Here is a 19,408-nt window from a genome sequence, read left to right as displayed (position 1 = left end):
GCTGCAGCCAAAGGCGTTGAAATCAATGCTAAAAAAGAGACCGCCAAAAACAAATTTGATTTCTTGGACACTCGTACACCCCATATTCGACATAGTCACGACACGTGGGGGTAAGCCGTGTTCGCGCAGAACGGCAGCCTACTAAACGGATTCCCCCATCTCAACTCGAAGTAAAATAGACACAAGAATAAGGAGATATTTGGATTTAAATTCGCCCTATTGGAGTTCCCCTTAACTTATTGCAAAAATGCAACGGATAACTCTCAAAATGACACTTATGGCATTGTTTAGAAATAGTTTTAAACAACTGCGTCTCTGCGCATGGACCATGCTCAACCCTTCGAAAACACCACACCTGACGGCTCGTTTCTGGACCCAATAATTAGATTGCTGGTTTCTCGTTAGCATGAAACAAGCCTGTGAAATTTGAGGGCGCATAGTGAGCGCTCTCGCCTTGCCGGACGAAGTAAGAACCGATCCCAAGACCATCATGATTGAATCTCGGGCCTTTGATGCGCGACGCACCCAAACAAAACTCATTTTTTGGACTGGAAAAATTGTGTTGTCATCATGGAGTGCCCGGCGGTTTCCTCGTCATCAGGCCCGTCCGCATCGAGTGTGCAGTTTGAATCGCTGGCAAAGGCGACACAGTATGAAATAGGAACATTCTGGACGCCAACCACGTTGTTCCGTCGTTCACGGCGAGTTTCTGGCTGTCAGAAACTGATCCCCTGGTTGATGCAAACTCATCGAAAACAATTGACATTAGGGCCGATCCGGTGCCGACAGACAAAGATGAGCCGGCCAAGACAATTGCCGAGTTCAATTAGTTCTCTTCGGAGGCAAAAGTCCCTGGCGCTACGCTACCCAACGTCCTGATCAAAGAACCGGGCCTATGGTCGCGATGACATTGTGCCAGATACGTCGACGCCGGGGCCAGTTGAGCACTTGCGACAAGACCACCGATGTTGATCGCGATACATAGTCCTGCTGCCGTTGGTAAATGGCCGCCGTGGTACCGCTGTCCTGAAGCAGAATGTTGTTTTCATAGTTCAAGTCAAAACTGCGCAGGTCGAGGTTCGACGATCCGATCAGACTGATCTTTCCGTCGATTGTCAGGGTTTTGGCATGCAGCAGGCCGCCATTGAACTCGTGGATCATACAGCCCGCTTCAAGCAGCTTGCGGTAATAACTTCGGCTGGCCGCAGCCACGATCCAGCTGTCATTTACCTTTGGAAAGATCAATTCAACGCGCACGCCTCGATACGCAGCGGCGCACAAAGCTTCCAACACCGTGGCGTCAGGCACGAAGTATGGCGTCGATAACGTCAGCTCGGCTTGCGCGCAGGCGATCAAAGTTGCAAACAGTTGCGGGGTTGCCCCATGACGTTCTGTGGGCCCGTCCCCAACCACCTGCGCAGGAAATCCACCATCCACCGGATCAAAGCTTAGTTTGAAAGCTCTCAGATCTTCGCCTGTTGCCTGCATCCAGTCGCTGGCGAATAGCAATTGGTTTTGGGCAACGACCGGTCCTTCGAGCCTGAGCATAATATCAACCCAAGGAGCATACTTTGCTTTTATCAGGAATTCGGGATCAGCAGAGTTCCGACTGCCGCAATAGGTGACCCGCCCGTCAATGACCGTAATCTTGCGGTGATTTCGCAGGTCAAGCCTGCTGGTGAAGATCGTATGGATTGGCCGATCAAGCGGCAAAGCTACGGCAAGGTGGACCCCTGCGTCTTTCATACGCTGCCAAAGGTCCGATTTAAGCAGCAACCGGGATCCTAGCCCGTCTGCCATAGCGCGGCACGTAACACCGCGCTGCGCCGCGCGGATCAAAGCTTCTGCGACCGCGGTGCCCGTATGGTCGGCAAGCCAGATGTAATAAAGTACATGGACATGATCGTTTGCCGCATCGATATCCGCGACAAGTCTTTCGCGTGTCTCGTTGGCGTCGGCCATAAGAATGGCCCGGTTTCCATCGACAGGATAAAACCCGTTGATCGAACTGGCATAGGAAAACCCGGAGTGAAAAATGGGATCGATCAATTGTGGAATAGCATCATCGTCCCCCATGTAATCCGATGCGTCACGGCGAATACTCCGAAAAATCTCTTTGTGGCTTTCGTCCGCGTGGCGACCCAGGTCAATTTCGCCAAATAAAAAGTAGATTGCGCTTCCGAAGCAGGGAACTATGACGATGACGATAAACCAAGCCAACCTGGCAGGCGGTGAAAAGTCGTCGCGCAGAAGAATGCGAATAGTGAAGGTCAAGGCGAGGCCAATATGCAGCAGAAGGACCCAGGTCATTTCGCGTGGTCCTTGTCGGGTCGGCCATCTGCGGCGGGAAGCCGGGCATCGGAAACCTGAATTTCTTGGTCGAATAGATTGACGCCTCCCTTCACGCCGAAATCCAGTGTTGTAACGTTGTAGGCGAGGGAAATGGATTCCGCATCGAACCTGTCGTGAATGCGGACCACCGCATCGTTCATCGCCATTAAGTAATCTGTCTCGCGAGTAAAGTTGATCCAGAACCGTACTTCGAAATTGAACGTCGAACTACCGATGCCGGTAAAGAAAAAATCGACCTTCTCGTCCTTCAGAAGACCTTCAACCTTTTGAATTTCGTTTAGCGTAACCTCTCGAACCTTGTGCAGATCATCACCGTATGAGACGCCTGATTTCAGGGTGACGCGCCGCTTTCCGTAGGTCGAGTAGTTTTTGAACGAGCCGGTATAGATCACCTGGTTCGGTATGAACACCAACTGACCGGACATCATCTTGATTTCGGTTGTGATTGGGCCGATGCGCTCGACCGTTCCGAAAGTTCCATCAATTTCGACCCAATCTCCGATCCGAAAAGGGGCCTGAGTATTCAAAAGCAAACCCGCAAAACTATTGGCGGTAAGGTCCTTGACGGCAAAGCCGATCACGATTCCGACAACCCCGGCGCTGGCAAGCAGTTTTGTTAATGCGTCTTCCAATCCCAGAGCATCAATCGAAAGAAACGTTCCAAACAACAAGACGCCAATAAAGACAATTGTAGATATCACCGAGGCGAGATGCTGACGTCGTTTGGGTAGTTTCCGAAAGGAATGCAGGATTATGCGACGGCATATTGCAGCCAAAGCAAAAAAGGCAGCAAAGCACAAAACCCCTAGGATTAAATTTGGGGTAAAGGCGATCAGCGCCTTTTCCCACTGCTCGACCGTTTTCGACACAAAGTCGGCTATGTTCATTAATTTATTTCCTTGTCCCGTGCATTTTAGCCTAACAGACAATTAGGCCCTTGAATAACCAAGGCGGTGTTTACCCTCTGTTTTGGCGATTGGCAGAATGTGTCGGGCGATACTAACTTGAATTGGGGAAAAACCGTTGTCGCGCTTGCACCTAGATTCTCTGAACTGGCTAGACACCCTGCCGGAACGGTCGCAAGAGCAATTGCGGCAGCGAGCTTAGACAAGATGGTATGAGGATAAAGAAACAATATTCGGCCTGAGGTGGATCCTGAACAGGTTTACATTCTTGAAAAGGGTTTAACCCGCATTTTGCGTAACACCGCATCTGGTGGTGAATTTACACTTGGTTTTGTCGAACCCGGAGCAGTCTTTGGGGAATTGCCAGTTCTCAACAACGCGTTTCGCGAAAGCTATGCCGTTGCAATCGGCTATTGTTGAGTTCTGAAACTACCAAGCCTTGTTCTTAGAACTTATGAGTACGTTGCCGGATTTCAGCCTGGACGTGTCACGCCAAGTTGGCAAACGATTGCAACGGATCGAAATCCGCGTCGAAGATTTGATTTTCCGGAGTGCGGAATCCAGAATAGCCCGCGTCATTGCCATGCTGGTTGATGACTTTGGATCAGGTGAACGTGGCCAAATCTCTGTCAAACTTAAGTTAACGCAAGCGGAAATCGCAACGCTCGCCGGGTGCTCTCGTCTAACTGCCGGCTTGGCTATCGCAATTTTTCGAAAACAGGGACTGCTGGCGCTGCGGGCAGGGCAAATCAAAGTGTTTGACGCCGATACTATGCGCCATTGCCGTGACAACGACGCATTCCTAAAAAGTAGGTATCACTGATCCCAATCGCGCCAATGGCACCTCGAAACTTTGTTTCGCGTTCAGCGATTGCACTACGGTCTCTGCCTATGTCGATATTCCGGATGCGGGCGGAGACAAGGTTGCATATGCGCTCGACATCCTGCTCGATCAAGCGGCGTCTTCCTTTGGGGGCTCTTTGGCACCGGTCATGAACGCCACGGCGTCGGACATCGTGTAGTCCTTGGGATCGATGGTGCAGAGCCTTTTACCCAGCCGATGCACGTGAATACGGTCGGCAACCTCGAACACATGTGGCATGTTGTGGCTTATAAGTATGATCGGAATGCCACGCGCCCGCACATCTTGAATCAACTCAAGCACCTTTCGACTTTCCTTGACCCCCAAGGCAGCCGTGGGTTCGTCCATGATGATGAACTTTGTGGCAAACGCGGCAGCGCGGGCAACGGCAACGCCTTGGCGCTGTCCGCCCGAGAGCGTCTCAACTGCCTGATTGATTGACTGGACAGTCATCAAGCCAAGCTCGGTCAGTTTTTCACGGGCGAACTTCTCCATAGCTGGCCTGTCGAGCTGGCGCAGGTACTTGCCCATGAAACCTTGTTTGCGGATCTCGCGGCCCATGAACATGTTGTCCGCAATCGAAAGGGCAGGGGACATGGCAAGCTGCTGATAGACGATCTCGATCCCCATATTCCGGGCGTCGATTGGAGAGGTGAAGTTGACTTTTTTGCCCTCGATCAGAATCTCGCCCTCATCCGGAATCGTAGCACCGCAGATCGCTTTGACTATTGAGGATTTGCCAGCGCCGTTATCTCCGATCACAGCAAGAATTTCCCCCTGTCTTAGTTCAAAGTCGGAATGGTCAATGGCGGTTACGTGGCCATAGCGTTTTACGATCCCGCGGCCTTGTACCACTGGTGTTGTATCCAACATTAGCCCGATACCTTTCTGATCCATTGGTCGACCGCGACCGCAGCGATGATGAGAAGTCCGATAAGAAGGAAGGTCCATTGCGCGTCTGCGCCGAGCAACCTGAGTCCAAGAGTGAAAACACCGACGATCAGTGCACCAAAGAGCGATCCGAGAATGGATCCACGCCCGCCGAACAACGAAATACCTCCGATCACAACCGCAGTGATGCTTTCGATATTGGCCAATTGGCCGGAAGTCGGTGAAACAGATCCGATGCGACCGATCAGGGCCCAACCGGCAAAGGCGCAAATCAGTCCAGACAACATATAGACGGACATGAGTGTCCGGTGAACGTTGACGCCGGACAGCTCTGCAGCTTCGGGGTCGTCTCCCACAGCATAGACATGCCTACCCCAGGCGGTGTGTTTGAGCGCATAGGCCAACACAAAGATCAGAATGAGCATGAACATGACACCAACGGTAAAGGTCGCTCCGCCGATGCTGAATTTGGTGCCAAAAAATTGAAGAAACGGCGCGTTGGCCTCGATATCCTGACTACGGATCGTCTCATTTGCGGAATACAGGAAGTTGGTCGCGAGAACGATCTGCCACATTCCAAGCGTGACAATGAACGGGGGCAGTTTTACCCGGCTGACAAGCCAGCCGTTGAGTGCGCCGATCAGTGTACCGACTGCAAGACCGCACATCACGGCTATTGGGACCGGTATTCCATACCGGAATGAGAATTGACCCATGATGACCGACGAAAAGACCATGATTGCGCCAACGCTCAGATCGATGCCAGCTGTTAGAATTACCAGGCTCTGCGCTGCAGCTACGATGCCGACGATCTGAACCTGTTGGAGGATCAGGGTCATTGCAAAAGGTGAGAAAAACTTTGAACCCAAAAGCAGACCAAAGATCAAAATCGCTCCGATAAGGACGATCAGTGGCACGAAGGACGGGTTTACATGGAGCAGGTGCTGCAAGTTTCCCAGCGCACCACGTCTGTTGTGCTCGAACTCTGCCACGGTCTCTGCTCGATTTGCAGCAGTTTCAAATTCCTGGGCATCTTGGTTTGCGTCAGACATATCTTCACCTTTTTCGCGACCAGATTCAGGGCCACGAGATCAGTTTACAGGAACTTTCGGTTCGTTTGCGAAAGGAATGGTGAGGCATCCATAAACGCCTCACCCGACAAGTCTGAATTTAGCCCCAGCAGAGCTCCAGGCCTTCTGCGACTGAAATCGACTCAACACCATCCACAGGTTGATCTGTGATGAGAGCGACACCTGTATCATAGAAGTCTTTTCCAGGTGTGTTTTCAGGTTTCACGCCTTCTTCGGCCCATTTTTTCACAGCTTCCACACCCAGCGATGCCATCAAAAGAGGGTATTGTTGGCTTGTGGCGCCGATCACTCCGGCTTCTACATTCTGAACGCCAGGGCAGCCGCCATCGACGGATACGATAAGGACATCATTTTCACGGCCGATTGATTTCAAGGCTTCGTAGGCACCAGCTGCAGCTGGCTCATTGATCGTGTGAACGACGTTGATCGCTGAATCCTTGGCCAGAAGGTTCTCCATAGCACGGCGTCCACCTTCTTCGTTGCCGTCAGTTACATCACTGCCGACCAGACGTGCATCAGTTTCGTCGCCGATTACATTGGGGTCGGCAAGCTCCACCCCGAAACCATCCAAAAAGCCTTGGTTGCGCAGAACATCCACTGTCGGCTGGCTGACGTTCAGGTCCAGCGTCGCGATTTTCGCTTCCGCTGCCGCATCGCCCATTTTGGCTTTCGCCCATTGGCCGATCAACAAGCCAGCCTTGTAGTTGTCTGTCGCAAAAGTCGCGTCCGCGGAATCGATCGGACTCAGCGGTGTGTCCAGCGCGATTACCAAAAGACCGGCGTCGCGTGCTTGCTGAACAGCGGGGACAATCGAACTTGTGTCAGAAGCGGTCAGAAGAATTCCCTTTGCTCCGTCGAGGATGCAAGTTTCGATGGCCTGAACCTGAGTTTCGTGGTCGCCATCAATTTTGCCGGCAAATGCCTTCAAAGTCATGCCAAGCTCTTCCGCTTTAGCAGTCGCGCCTTCTTTCATTTTTACAAAGAAGGGATTGGTGTCCGTTTTCGTGATCAGGCAGACAGTCTCACCGGCGGCCTGTGCAGAGGCCGCTGCCATCGTAAGCACGGTCGCGGATGCGGCAATCTTGAATAGATTTTTCATATTGTCCTCCCAAAAAATTGTTGTTGCCCCGCGCGGTGTACCAGCGGGGCCTGCCTTCATCCTCCAACGAAGGTCTTGTTTAGGAAACTGTGATTCTGGTCTCGCTGTCAATAAATAAATAAAGTTTATTTATTAATTTGGTTGAGCACCTTTTCATAAGAAAACAAGGTGGTTATGTTCAAGTTTATGGAAAAAGAGGCGTTGAAAACACTGACCGGTGGAGTGAGTCAAAGCGGGGTTCGCGATCATAACGAACGTCTGATATTGACGGTTTTACAACGGCATGGACCAACCGCAGGCGCCGACGTCGCCCGTCTGACAGGCCTCTCTCCTCAGACTGTTTCAATTATTCTGCGCAAACTGGAAAAGGATGAGATTCTCAAGCGCGGCACCCCTTTGCGCGGGAAGGTGGGAAAGCCGTCAATTCCCATGGAGTTGAACCCGGAAGGCATCCTATCGGTAGGGATGAAGATCGGGCGGCGCAGCGCCGATCTGCTTTTAATCGACTTTCAAGGCAAGCCGCGTCACCAACTTTCCACAACCTATGACTACCCATTGCCAGAGGTCATTTTTGGCTTTCTTGAAACAGGTTTGGAAACGCTTCTTTCCCGCGAGCCTCAAAAGCTTCGCGACCGCGTATGCGGTATCGGGATCGGTACTCCGTTCGAGCTTTGGAAATGGCACGACCTGTCCGGGATCGCGGCCAGGAAATTCAGTTCGTGGAAGAACGTGAATTTTTTCTCCGAAGTTGCCAGGTTCAGCGATCTGCCGGTGTTTGTTGTTAACGACGCAACGGCGGCGTGTCATGCCGAGCACCTCTATGGTCGTGGGGCTGAATATCGCGACTATTTCTACTTCTTCATCGGTTCAATGATTGGTGGAGGCGTTGCATTGAATGGCACCGTATTTGAGGGCAACCAAGGCAATGCGGGTGCCTTGGGCGCGATGCGCACAACTGGTCCATTGGGTGAAAGCCAGCAATTGATTGACACCGCCTCGCTGTTTTTGCTTGAGGACCGGTTGATCGAAGCAGGCGTCGATCCGGGTATTCTGTGGAATAAACCACAGGATTGGAGCAGTATTTCTCGATATGTCGAGCCGTGGATTGGTACTACAGCACAGGAACTGGCCAAGGCTGCCCTGTCTATTTGTGCGGTCATTGATTTTGAGGCCATCTTCATTGATGGAGCTTTTCCGCCGGACGTTCGGGAAGAACTGGTTTCAAGGGTTCGCCGTTATTTAGTCAACCAAGACAAACGCGGTTTGATCCCCCCTGTCGTTGAACCCGCTGCAGTTGGTGAGAACGCCCGCGGCATTGGGGCGGCAAGCAGCCCCATTTTCCGCCAGTTTCTGTTAAACACCAACGCAGGCCTTTCTGGGATGTAGCGAAAGCTTGGGGCGGATGCCGCCAAACTCTTTGCCAATCGCGTCCGTACCGAGAGAGCCTGCACTACCAATACCGCCATTGACAACGTCTTCGTAAAGGATCGGGTTTTCACCAGAGAGTGTGATCAGACCAATTTCGGTTGCATCGTAAACATTGGGTCAGATTGGCGAGGCAGCTTGTTCTCGCATTCTCAAAATTTGGGACAGGACCTGCAGAATAATTCCGCTAGACGTTGCATTCCAGATGGCTCATGCGGCGCTGAATGCAACTTCTTTCGCAGTTATTTTTGCACGCAGTTCACAAGGAACGGGAGGCAGCCGTTGATGCCTCCCGAGCGGTTCTTTTCTACTGTGACATTCCGCCTTCGGTCGAGATCTGCTCTTCGACGTGAGATTGGTTTGTTACGTCAGACCCCCTAGGAGGATATTCCTTGAATGTGGACAAGTGATTTTGGACGATTTTGGCGGCAGGGCCGAAAGCCCACATCTTGTTGCCCATCCACCTTGTATACATCCCGGACTCTTCCGCGGCTTTTTCGTACGGATCGCGGCGCAGGTTGAAGAGGAGCGGAGCGTTCAGCTCTTCTTTGGGGCCAGCCCAGCCTTCGGTTTGTATCGTGAAATGTGCTTTCCAGTCACCATGCCGTACAGCTTGCAGATCCGGACCTTCGTAGTAGATGATCTCGTCGCGGTTGCTGTCACCTTTGCCTGTTAGGAAAGACAACTGGTTGTAGCCATCCAGATGCACCTGATAGCCCTCATGACCTTCAAGCAATGCGCTGGGCAAATCCTCGGGCCCACCAGCAGCAGCGACCAGTGTGGGCATCCAATCAAGCCCTGCAATGATCCCGTTGCTCACGGTTCCGGCGGGGATCTCACCAGGCCAGCGAATGATCGCGGGGACGCGAAAACCACCTTCCCAGGTTGTTCCCTTTTCACCGTGGAACGGCGTTGTTCCCCCATCGGGCCACGTCATGGTTTCAGGACCGTTATCGGATGTGAAGACAACAATTGTATTGTCAGAGACACCCAGCTCTTCCAACCGGGCCATGACTTTTCCCACGTTGTCGTCAAGTTCCTTCATTACAACATCTTGCAGCCCGCGACCGTCGCCAAGCATAGCCTCGTATTCCGGGCTAAGGTGCGTCCAGACGTGCGCCCGTGCCGGCGCCATCCAGACAAAGAACGGCGTTTCGCTTTCAACTGCGCGGTCGATGAAATCCAGCGTATGTGCCGTAACTTCGTCATCCAGGGTCTTTTGCCGCTCGGGCGGAGCGGGGCCATCGTCGATGATGCGTTGCTTTCCGACCAAGCCCCAGCGCGGGTCTACGGTATCGTCCACTGTGTCGGTGGCGTAAGCGTGGATAATATTCCTTGGGCCAAAAGTGTTGTTGAATCTCTGATCGCTGGGCCAGTCCGGATCGGACGTGTATTCCATCGCATTCAGGTGATAGAGCCAGCCCCAATATTCGTCGAAACCCTTCACGGTCGGCAGAAACTTGTTCATGTCGCCCAGATGGTTTTTGCCGAATTGACCGGTTGTATAGCCAAGGGTCTTCAACATAATGGCCAAAGTCGGATCATCTTCGCTTAGACCCTTTTCTGGATCTCCGGGCAAGCCGACCGTATGCATCCCCGTACGAACCGGCAACTGACCCGTAATAAAGGCCGAACGCCCCGCTGTGCAGCTTGGTTGCGCATAATAGTCCGTCAGGCGCATGCCGTCGGCAGCCAATTGATCGAGGTTAGGGGTTTTGATGCTTTTGACACCCTGATGGTAACTGCCAAGGCTGGCCCACCCCACATCGTCGGCCATGATGACAAGGATATTGGGTTGGTCGGTTTCGGCCAAGACAGGTGTAGCACAGACCGAAGCTGTGGCTACCGTGGCTGAAACCGCAATGGATCGAAGGTTGAACATTTTTACCTCTGCGGAAATGAAGGACGACACCGACAATGCGGCGAAGTGGGTAATATTCAGGGATACCGATCGAAACTTTGTTGCGGCAACAGTGCTTTACTAAGATTTCACATTGTGAAAACTAAGGACTGAAACTTGGAATGATCTAGGCCGATTGATGAATGATAACGCCCTGACCGCCTTTCTGACATTGGCTGAAACAGGCAGTTTCCAAAATGCAGCCCGCGCGATGGGTGTGTCGAATGCCTCTTTGTCCCGCTACATCGGACAGGCTGAAGAACATACAGGGGTGGTATTGTTTCACCGAAGCCGCAACAGCAGTACGCTAACGCGGGCAGGTCAGGAGTTTCTGCCGATCGCCAGGGACTTGCAAGCAGACCAAAAGCGGTATGCGACCCGTGTGGCCAGCTTGCGTGAAAACGGTCCTGGCACATTGCGTATTGGGTGCGGGCCGCTAACGACAAGAGCGATGATCCTGCCCGTAATGCAATCCGTACGTGAACTTTTGCCTGATCTGCGTTTCAAAATTCTCGTAAGCGCGTATGCGCGTCCACTCGATTTGTTGCAGGCAGGGCAGTTTGATGTGTTTGTAGGAGATCTGACCTACACACCTGAAGCCGACAATGTCGAAATCATGGTGATGGAAAAACAAGAGATCCAGTTCGTCGCACATAGAGATCATGAAATTCACAAAAGAGGTCCGAGCAATATAGCCCGGGTTTTCGAATATCCATTTGCTTCGCCACACTTGCACAAACATTGGAAGGCAACGCTCATTAGGTCATTGGGTGGCGACACCGAGGCTGCCAACAGGGTCAATGCCCTGCCGGATGTCGAATGCGACGACTACAATTTCCTGACCGGATTGTTGGCGCAACCCGACTTCATCGTGGGAGGGATGCCGGATACTTTTGCGGAGCTGATAGACACCAAGAAAGTAAAACCACTTTCTATGAAGCAGAACTTAACTTGGAACATCTGCGCGGCGCGCAAGTCCCAGAACACTTCGGCTGCTCTTGAATTCTGTTGGAATGAACTTGCTAAGCATCGGGCTTGAACGGTGATGTAAGGCCTGAAAAACGCCCAACCGAAACCTTTTTTTGGGACACAGGGAGTCGCTTTGGTGACTAGGGTAGTTCTGCTGAAGTTCCGTTTTCCGCAGGTCGCAACATGCGGAAAACGTCCATTTGTAACGGACGCGGCGAGCGTGCAAGCAACAACATGCGGGCCGCGAAAAATAGATGAGCGTGCTTCCTTCACTCAAGTTTTGGCTTCGCTACCTCTTGCCCACCTGGTGGTTACCAATCCAGGCGCGCTGATCCCAGGTGGTGATTTCGCTTGTCATCCATCTCGTCACAGGTCCTTGGTCAGTCATGTTGGTTGTGAGGAAGTCGACGGTTTTCAGGATAGCATTCTGCGCAAACTTGTACTCAAGAACCTTTAACTCGCCGCGCAGGACCTCTTGTTCCACCGAAACGACCGGTAACTCGGCCCAGCAAAGACCATCCATAACCAATGACTTTCTGGTGGTCGGGGTACTAGCGATCCAGATGTCCGGGCTGAACATGCGTTCATCCGTGCTTGACGGCTCTGAGCTCTGTTCCACCACCTGGCGGTATTGGGTCAGATCTTCCCGCCCCACGGTTGCCAACTTGGCCAACGGATGGCTGACATGACATACTGGCACGACCCTTTGAAAGCCGACGCCCAGACATTTGAAGTTGTGTGTATCTTTAGGTGCCCCACACATAAAAGCAGCGTCTGCATCGCCTGCTTTAAATGCCTCCAGAATAGAAGCTCTCGAAAGCTGCTCCACCCTGAGTTCGAGGCCAGGGAACGCATCATCTATGCCTAAAAGCAATCTTCGAACCCGATCCACCAACAAGCCATCTTCGATAACAAAGGAGAATTTGGGTTCGACTGACCCGCTCAGGACTTCGGCTTGCCCTCGAAGCATGTCCATGCTGTTTAGCACCGACTTTGCGTGTTTCAGCACTGAATCACCGGCTTCTGTCAACACGGGACGATACCCATCTCTATGAAACAGGGACAGGTCCAAGTCGATTTCCAGATTTGAGATCGTCGCGCTGACGGCAGATTGTGCCTTGCCTAACTTTCGCGCGGCCGCCGAGAACGAACCACACTCAACTGCGGTTACAAAAGCGCGTAGTTGTTCGATTTCAGGCATTCGCAACTCCATCGGATTCTACTATGGAGTTTAACTTTCTATATCGGATTTGCCTCTTATTAAAGGTCGGCGGATCAACAGATAATTGTTTTGAGGACACACGATATGAAATCGCAATCACCACTGGGCTTGGTTTTGGCAATTTTATGCACGATTGCCGCCGGCGCAGCGACCTCGCAAACAACTGCTTGTGACACCGCTTTGGACATTGCCCTGCCAGCAATGTGTGAAGACGTAAGTGTCGGCCATCCAATTGAAGGGCTTGAGAACTTTCGTGAGCTGACTACCCCGGATGCGAGGGTTAAGCCCGGTGTGTTGTTTCGGTCCGACCAGTTGGATGAGTTGTCGGATGCCGCGATCGCAGCATTGAACGATCTCGGCATTGAGACGGTGGTCGATCTGCGGACCCCAGAAGAGTTGTATTCACATCCGAACGCGCAGATTCCTTCGGTGGATTTCACCGTTAATCTGCCCATAGGGTCAGACCCGGCCGATATCGCCAAGATCATGCCCATCGAGATTGCAGCGCAGATCCGTCCGATGTGGTTTGACGGCAAGTTCAACGAAATCGATCAGTTGCTTGCGGAACACGATGTCGATCTGCGCCAGATCAGGATCGACCGCTACAGGGACTTTGCGACCAAATTTGATCCGCAGGTGTCGCGGTTCCTGCATCTGCTCACTGATGCGAACAACTTTCCGCTGCTCTTTCATTGCGCCGGAGGAAAGGACCGAACGGGATATATGGCCGCAGTCACCATGTTGATTTTGGGCTATTCTGAAGAGGATGTATTGCGCGACTACCTCACCACTAATGCCTTTACCTATGACGAATTGGAACAGCTTGTTGGAAATGGCCCACACTCCTTGCGCCCGGCTTTTGGGGCGCATCCCGAGCAAATCGAGGCGTCGATACAGGCCGTCAAAGATGCGCACGGCTCTTTCGAAGCATACCGTCGCGATATTCTCGGTATCAGCGATGAAGAGGTCGAGGCGATCAGACAAAACCTGCTCGTTCAGAACTGAGAAACCCTTAAACCCCAGAAAAACCAAATTGAGGCCGCCGGTCCTCTGCCAGATCTGCAAGGACAAGGTCGGACGTGAGTTGTTTGGTCATTGTGCGCGTTGAGTCAGCCATGCAACGGGGCCTTCTGGGCTGGATTCGTTACTCTCGATTGCGGCAATGAATCCATTTGGCCAATGTGCCTTTGAGGCATACCTTGTGAAGGTAGTTCCCAAGTGAAGGTAAAGTTTCCATGAAGCCGCAGACGTTTGTTCTTGTTCACGGGCTTTGGCACGGCGGTTGGTGTTGGTCGCGTGTGGCCGAAATCCTGAGAAAACGGGGATATCGAGTGGAAACACCGACCAATACGGGGGTAGGGGAACGATCCCATTTGCTGACCAAGGATATCACGCTGGCAACATTCGTCGAGGATATCGTGCAACACGTGCATTTTGAGCAATTGCAGGATGTTGTTTTGGTTGGCCATAGCTTCGGAGGCGCGACCGTTACCGGCGTCGCTGACAGGATAGCAAACAAGATAGCAAAGCTGATCTACCTTGATGGTGCGATCCTTGAATCCGGTGAAACCTGGTTGGGTCTTTTGGCCCCTGAAATTGCGAAGGCGCGATCAGACATGGCGCAATCCAGCAGCGGTGGACTCACCCTGCCGCCTGCGAAACCAGGTGCTATGGGTGTGATCAAAGACGAAGACGTTGCGTTCATCAAAGACCGCCTAACGCCACATCCATTTGCCACGATGACAACCGCGTTGAGGCTTGACCGTCCTGCTGGCGATGGGATGGATGTTCACTACATCCAATGCGCTGATCCATCTTATCCACCCGCCAATCTTGCGCTCGTTCGGGCTCAGCAGAAAAACTGGCCAATTACGCAGATCGCAACCGGTCATGACGCAATGGTTCTTGCACCTTTGCTGGTGGCCGATGAGCTTGATCGGATTGCAAGTTCTGAAACGCAGCCTTCCTGTTCATAACTTGCCGTTCACCTGTCGGTGATGAAATTATTGCGCCCTGCCGAACTGAGTTAGGGCAGGGCGCTGTAGCAGGAAGTAAAATGTCAGGCCGCTCAATACCCTGCCGTGAAACAAGCCCGTTCGAACCGCGCGCTCTGTGCTTCGTCCAGCAATGCGACAGCGAAATCCTCCATCGATATTTCCGAGTTGCCCTCTTCGTCGACCAGAAGGGTGTCGGCGCCGATCCGGTAAGTTCCACGGCGTTCGCCTGGCTGCAACAACGCTGAAGGGCTGGCATAGGTCCAATTCGCGTCGTCATTGCTGCGGCACAGCTCGGCCTGCGCGAACGAGGCACGCGCGGTCGGAACAACGCTTTCGGGCAGAAAATCCGGATCGGAAAGAACTGTATGCGGGCTTCCGCCAGGCAGGCGCAGGCAGGCTGCGCCGCCTACTATGATGATCCGGATACCTGCCCGATAAGCGCCTTCCAAAATGTATTTTGTAAGGGAAACAACCTTGCCCTCGTGACCACTTGGGGACCGAAGAGAACTAATTGCAAGATCATGACCCGACATCGCGTCTGCAACGGCCAATGGGTCGCTGACGTTTACGATGTACCCTTGTACGTTGTTGGGCAGCTTGGCGAGCCGCTCTTGATTTCTTACAGCGGCAGAGACCTGATGACCGCGTGCGACGGCCTCGGAGACAATGCGCGATCCGGCTGCGCCTGTAGCGCCAAAGACGATAATTTTCATTGGATTACCTTTGAGTTGCAAGAATTGAGACGGGAGGAGGGGATGATCGGGAAGAGGTTTGCCCCAGCGAAACGGCAGTCAAAACAATTCCTGCTCCAGCGATCTGCCAAATTGTAAGACTTTGGCCTAATAGAACCCAACCGATCAGGACGGCGGACAATGGGCTGAGGAACCCAAGCGTCGAGACAGACGCCGGATTGATACGGGCAATACCGCGGAACCACAGGACGTACGTCAGAGCGGCCCCGATTATGCCCAGATAAGATACCCCGACGAGATTCCGTGCGCTCAGGACTGGCAATGGCGGCTCGAGCATAATTGCAAGCGGCAATAGCAACAGCCCTCCTGCTGTGAGTTGCCAGGCGGTAAATGTCAGCAGTTTGACCGGCGGTTGCCACTTCCGGGTCAATACCGTGCCAGCACCCATCGAAACTGCCCCGCCAATCCCGGCAGCCAGTCCAACGGGGTCCAGTGCTCCGCCACCGCCAAGCACCAGAAGGCCGACACCGGCAATACCCAACAACGCGGCAACGATTGCCGTGATCCCGATTTTGGAACCCAACAAAATCGACGCGAGAAAAACCACGAATAGCGGCTGCACTGCACCGACCGTTGCGGCGATGCCGCCGGGCAGCCGGTAGGCGGCCACAAACAGCAGAGACCAGAACAGGGTAAAGTTGAGCGCGCCGAGCACGAAAACACGGATCCACCAGACTCCATGCGGTAACTGGCGTGATAGGAACAGCAGCAACAGTCCGGCTGGTAAGGCCCGCAATGCGGCCATTGTGATCGGATAGCCTTCTGGCAGGAGCTCTGTCGTTACAAAATAGGTGCTGCCCCAGATTAGCGGTGCGATGGCTGTCAGCGCGACATCGAAACTGTGTTTCATGACGAATCCTCATTTATCTTGACGTCAAGATAATAGGATAAATCTTGACGTCAAGATAAAATCCGATTACCGATGAGACATGGATCATGTGGACCTTATCATCGCACAATGGAACAAGGCGCGACCGGACCTGGACGTCGGACCGATGGAAGCCATCGGCCGACTGGCACGCATTGCTGTGGACTTGCGAAGGGGGATGGAAAAGACTTGGAAGCTACACGGTCTAAACGCCGCCAGTTTCGACGTGCTTGCAACATTGCGGAGATCCGGAAAACCGGAAGGATTGTCCCCGGGCGAGCTGTTGGATCTGACGATGGTTACGTCCGGGACTATGACCAACCGGGTGGATCAACTGGTCAAAGCAGGCTTGGTGGAGCGGGTTGTAAACCCAGAAGATGGGCGGGGGTTTCTCATTCGTCTCACTAAAAGCGGATTTGCGAGAATTGATGCCGCGGTCAGCGATCACGTAAAGACGCAACACCAATTGATGAGCGGTTTGTCTGAGGTGCAACGGGACGAGCTCAACCTACTCCTCAGAACGCTTTCTGCCGCATTGGAATAAAAGCCGGTTTGCGACACAATCCAGATCCGTCCTGACCTTGGCAAATTGGTCGCGATGATCGTGCTGTGAAAACCAATTTTAGTGCCGGATTTGGCCTTCCGCTCTACTTAATTTCAACCAGCAAAGTGCTGCCGGATCGCAAATCACTGACGGCAGATTTCTCGGCGAAAGATGAACTGCCTAAGTGACATCCGGAGGGGTTTTCCGACCCAGCAAAAGCCCTCAATTTAGAGAAAGCTATTCCGTCCCTCGCTGAAATTGACTTCGCAGATGGATATCTGGTGATGGGAATGGAACTCTTTTGCTGAGGTTCTGCGGTACAAGAAGCACACCCATTAGCGCCCAGAGAAAGTAGAGGAATGGAATTGTGTACACCACATTCCCAGCAATCATGATGAAATAGAGGTATGTCAGCAGCAAAATGAACAAGTGACGCTCGCCTACGCGTTTGACGGCGCTAAAAACGCACAGATAAATGATCAACACACACCCGGCCCAAATGGGCATGAATAGTGCACCGCCCTCGACCATTACCGCCACCCAATCACTATGTGCAGTTGCATCCTCGTTGTAAAAGGCGCGCACTCCCGCCATGTTTCTGGCTTGCCCGATGCCGGATCCGGTTAGGAAATGGTTTTGCATCCAATCCGAAATCAGCAACTCCCAATGCCGATAGCGCCAAAGCAGTGAATCGGTTGCCTCGACAGTTGAGGAAAAGGACGGGACCCACCCCAAGTAACTGAAAAGAGTGCGGAAAGAATCTAGTGCGCGCAACACGATGCGTTCCGACATCGGAATCAACGGGCTGGCAAGTATCAAAACCGTTACAAAGAGGATCGCTCTGGGAACGATCTCACGCTTGGATGAAAGTACGTAATAAGCGCTTAGAATGGCCGCCAGAACCACGATGTTCTTCAAGGTCCCCGCCACGACCATTCCTGCGGCAATCAGCACCCCTGTTACCACAAGTTTTCGCCTACCGACCGAGTTGGGGATCAGTTGGACCCACAAAGCAACCCAACAAATCAATCCAAACCCAAGCAGATTTGACAGCACATTGGGTGTCAGCGCACCAGAGGCGCGGTCCTGTCCGTGGATATTTGCGGCGAGACCAAGATAAGACTGCCCAATTGCAATTGCTGCGTGTAACGCCGAGACAACTACAAAGCCGAACAAAAGGAAGGGCACATCGCGCTGTCCCATGGAATAGGCCATCACAAAAATGACGAACGAACCGGTAAACCGCAAAGCAGACTGAAAGGAGTCCTCAGAATGGTACTCTGTCAGCCCGCCTGTAAAGCTTGATATCCAGATCATCGCGATCCAAAGCGTCGCGGCAACGAAAGCCGTAAGGGACTTTGTGTTGAACCGAAGGCTACCTTCGAAGATCTTCACAAAGCTGACAACAAGGGCGGGCAACAGCAACAAAGCGCCCACTGCCAACGGCAGCAGTCCTGTTGAACCTGCAAAGGCAATGATACCTATCAATCCTGCCCTGTTGAGACTCATACTTAAACTGACTCCGATACGTTTCGATAAATCTTCAGAATACGCTCGGCCGCGTCCATTGGCCCATTGGCGTGCGCCAGATATTGTGCACGCCGCTGTGCCCGATCAGCTTTCGGGTTGCGCACGATGTCTGCGATATGCGCGCAAAAGGCATCAACGTCAAATGGATCCAAAACTATGCTATCCGACACACCCTGGGTCTGCATGGGCACGTCACCAACACGTGTTGATACCACTGGCAAGCCAACCGCTAGGGCCTCCTTCACGGCGTTGGGCGAGCCTTCATGCTCGGAGGTGATAACTAACGCGTCCGCAGCATTGAAAAAGTAGGGCACCCGATCTCTGGGCTCATTGCTTAGGTAAAGCGGTTCGCATTGGATGCCGTGCTCAGGCAGTTTGCTAACAATTTCTTCAAACCGGTCGAGGCGCTTTGCCGGTCTGTGGAGATTGTTGGCCGAGACGAAAAGAGGTCGGAAGGCAGACCCTTCGAGCCTTAGGACGTGGCGCGCTTGCCCCGCTTCGACGATCTGAAACTGCTCGGGATCAACGGCATTCGCAATCGTGACATCTTGCGGGCGGCGAATGTCGGTGAAGCTGTCGTTTTTGAAGATGTTCACTGCAGTGCATCTGGACAGCAAACGTTCAAGAGTTTTCGAAAGACCCGTGGGGATACGTAGGATGTTGGTTCCCCGCCCGTTCAGGAAAGAGGTAACGTGTTTGTCGCGGCCAATTCCTGCGGCGACTGCAATCAGCCCGGTCAATACATGGTGCGTGTGAATGATGTCATACTGCCCCTTGAGCGAACGCAGTTTCGAAACCGCTTTAAGGTAGGCAGACTTCCCGCTGGATCCATCGATGACTTCCACGTCAATATCTGCCCCAAAGCCGCGTAGCGCTTCGATCTGTTCGCGAATAAATATCCCTTTTATCGGGTTGTTTTCATTAGGCCAGGCATTGGTGACGTGCAAGATCTTCATGAAAGCCTCTTTGCAGTAGAGGAGTGGTTTTTCCGCGAGTGAACC

At 52.8% G+C, this 19,408-nt stretch carries 19 protein-coding genes; 8 read left to right on the top strand and 11 right to left on the bottom strand.

Annotated elements, in window-relative coordinates; genetic code table 11:
* Positions 1 to 879: 879 nt before the first annotated feature.
* Positions 880 to 2,310, bottom strand: a complete 1,431-nt coding sequence (gene cls / locus GOW92_RS10840; RefSeq protein WP_170560597.1) for a cardiolipin synthase — start codon at positions 2,308 to 2,310, stop codon at positions 880 to 882.
* A complete protein-coding gene (locus GOW92_RS10835; RefSeq protein ID WP_170560596.1) occupies positions 2,307 to 3,239 on the bottom strand; it encodes a mechanosensitive ion channel family protein in 933 nt (310 codons plus the stop codon). Before GOW92_RS10835 ends, cls begins: the two co-directional genes overlap by 4 nt.
* Before the next feature lie 261 nt (positions 3,240 to 3,500).
* On the opposite strand from GOW92_RS10835, the gene GOW92_RS25330 reads away from it, so the two are divergent.
* Both GOW92_RS25330 and GOW92_RS10825 read left to right on the top strand, forming a co-directional pair.
* Positions 3,501 to 3,677 carry a cyclic nucleotide-binding domain-containing protein gene (locus tag GOW92_RS25330; protein WP_170560595.1) on the top strand — a complete coding sequence of 59 codons (177 nt, stop codon included), beginning with the start codon at positions 3,501 to 3,503 and terminating at the stop codon, positions 3,675 to 3,677.
* Between the two features lie 34 nt (positions 3,678 to 3,711).
* The gene (locus GOW92_RS10825) at positions 3,712 to 4,080 is read left to right on the top strand and encodes a Crp/Fnr family transcriptional regulator (RefSeq protein WP_170560594.1); all 369 of its coding nucleotides are present in this window, start codon (positions 3,712 to 3,714) and stop codon (positions 4,078 to 4,080) included.
* 129 nt (positions 4,081 to 4,209) lie between these two features.
* Here GOW92_RS10825 and GOW92_RS10820 read toward each other — a convergent pair whose 3' ends face one another.
* From GOW92_RS10820 to GOW92_RS10810, 3 genes are all read right to left on the bottom strand, one after another.
* The gene (locus tag GOW92_RS10820) at positions 4,210 to 5,016 is read right to left on the bottom strand and encodes an ATP-binding cassette domain-containing protein (protein ID WP_170560593.1); all 807 of its coding nucleotides are present in this window, start codon (positions 5,014 to 5,016) and stop codon (positions 4,210 to 4,212) included.
* Positions 4,992 to 6,062, bottom strand: coding sequence for an ABC transporter permease (locus GOW92_RS10815; protein ID WP_170560592.1), 1,071 nt, complete (start codon positions 6,060 to 6,062; stop codon positions 4,992 to 4,994). The genes GOW92_RS10820 and GOW92_RS10815 overlap by 25 nt, the downstream gene beginning before the upstream one ends.
* Positions 6,063 to 6,180: 118 nt before the next feature.
* On the bottom strand, positions 6,181 to 7,155 hold the full coding sequence (locus tag GOW92_RS10810) for a sugar ABC transporter substrate-binding protein (RefSeq protein WP_254453007.1): 975 nt from the start codon (positions 7,153 to 7,155) through the stop codon (positions 6,181 to 6,183).
* 231 nt (positions 7,156 to 7,386) lie between these two features.
* Between GOW92_RS10810 and GOW92_RS10805 the strand changes: the two genes are divergently transcribed.
* Positions 7,387 to 8,586 (top strand): ROK family transcriptional regulator, encoded by a 1,200-nt coding sequence (locus GOW92_RS10805; protein WP_170560783.1) that lies wholly within the window; start codon positions 7,387 to 7,389, stop codon positions 8,584 to 8,586.
* Between the two features lie 346 nt (positions 8,587 to 8,932).
* Here the strand turns inward: GOW92_RS10805 and GOW92_RS10800 are convergent, their stop codons facing one another.
* Positions 8,933 to 10,507 (bottom strand): arylsulfatase, encoded by a 1,575-nt coding sequence (locus GOW92_RS10800; RefSeq protein ID WP_170560590.1) that lies wholly within the window; start codon positions 10,505 to 10,507, stop codon positions 8,933 to 8,935.
* A gap of 157 nt (positions 10,508 to 10,664) precedes the next feature.
* Here GOW92_RS10800 and GOW92_RS10795 point away from each other — a divergent pair, with 157 nt between their 5' ends.
* On the top strand, positions 10,665 to 11,564 hold the full coding sequence (locus GOW92_RS10795; protein ID WP_302477287.1) for a LysR family transcriptional regulator: 900 nt from the start codon (positions 10,665 to 10,667) through the stop codon (positions 11,562 to 11,564).
* 219 nt (positions 11,565 to 11,783) lie between these two features.
* On the opposite strand, the gene GOW92_RS10790 is transcribed toward GOW92_RS10795, so the two are convergent.
* The gene (locus GOW92_RS10790; protein ID WP_170560588.1) at positions 11,784 to 12,695 is read right to left on the bottom strand and encodes a LysR family transcriptional regulator; all 912 of its coding nucleotides are present in this window, start codon (positions 12,693 to 12,695) and stop codon (positions 11,784 to 11,786) included.
* Positions 12,696 to 12,800: 105 nt separating this feature from the next.
* On the opposite strand from GOW92_RS10790, the gene GOW92_RS10785 reads away from it, so the two are divergent.
* Positions 12,801 to 13,721, top strand: coding sequence for a tyrosine-protein phosphatase (locus GOW92_RS10785; protein WP_170560587.1), 921 nt, complete (start codon positions 12,801 to 12,803; stop codon positions 13,719 to 13,721).
* 230 nt (positions 13,722 to 13,951) lie between these two features.
* Positions 13,952 to 14,692, top strand: a complete 741-nt coding sequence (locus tag GOW92_RS10780) for an alpha/beta hydrolase (protein ID WP_170560586.1) — start codon at positions 13,952 to 13,954, stop codon at positions 14,690 to 14,692.
* Between the two features lie 92 nt (positions 14,693 to 14,784).
* Here the strand turns inward: GOW92_RS10780 and GOW92_RS10775 are convergent, their stop codons facing one another.
* On the bottom strand, positions 14,785 to 15,426 hold the full coding sequence (locus tag GOW92_RS10775; RefSeq protein ID WP_170560585.1) for an NAD(P)-dependent oxidoreductase: 642 nt from the start codon (positions 15,424 to 15,426) through the stop codon (positions 14,785 to 14,787).
* Positions 15,427 to 15,430: 4 nt separating this feature from the next.
* Positions 15,431 to 16,315, bottom strand: coding sequence for an EamA family transporter (locus GOW92_RS10770; protein ID WP_170560584.1), 885 nt, complete (start codon positions 16,313 to 16,315; stop codon positions 15,431 to 15,433).
* Between the two features lie 79 nt (positions 16,316 to 16,394).
* On the opposite strand from GOW92_RS10770, the gene GOW92_RS10765 reads away from it, so the two are divergent.
* Both GOW92_RS10765 and GOW92_RS25165 read left to right on the top strand, forming a co-directional pair.
* The gene (locus tag GOW92_RS10765) at positions 16,395 to 16,877 is read left to right on the top strand and encodes a MarR family winged helix-turn-helix transcriptional regulator (RefSeq protein ID WP_170560583.1); all 483 of its coding nucleotides are present in this window, start codon (positions 16,395 to 16,397) and stop codon (positions 16,875 to 16,877) included.
* A gap of 65 nt (positions 16,878 to 16,942) precedes the next feature.
* Positions 16,943 to 17,065, top strand: coding sequence for a hypothetical protein (locus GOW92_RS25165; protein ID WP_302477286.1), 123 nt, complete (start codon positions 16,943 to 16,945; stop codon positions 17,063 to 17,065).
* A gap of 49 nt (positions 17,066 to 17,114) precedes the next feature.
* On the opposite strand, the gene GOW92_RS10760 is transcribed toward GOW92_RS25165, so the two are convergent.
* Entirely contained in the window at positions 17,115 to 18,386 is a 1,272-nt protein-coding gene (locus GOW92_RS10760; RefSeq protein ID WP_170560582.1) for an O-antigen ligase family protein, read from the bottom strand.
* 2 nt (positions 18,387 to 18,388) lie between these two features.
* The gene (locus GOW92_RS10755) at positions 18,389 to 19,363 is read right to left on the bottom strand and encodes a glycosyltransferase (protein WP_170560581.1); all 975 of its coding nucleotides are present in this window, start codon (positions 19,361 to 19,363) and stop codon (positions 18,389 to 18,391) included.
* Between the last annotated feature and the right edge of the window lie 45 nt (positions 19,364 to 19,408).

Origin of the sequence: Ruegeria atlantica, from assembly GCF_013032505.1 — a bacterium.
Taxonomy (GTDB): Bacteria; Pseudomonadota; Alphaproteobacteria; order Rhodobacterales; family Rhodobacteraceae; genus Ruegeria; species Ruegeria atlantica_F.
The sequence above is the reverse complement of the archived record's forward strand: the minus strand, read 5'-3'. Positions and strand labels throughout refer to the sequence as shown.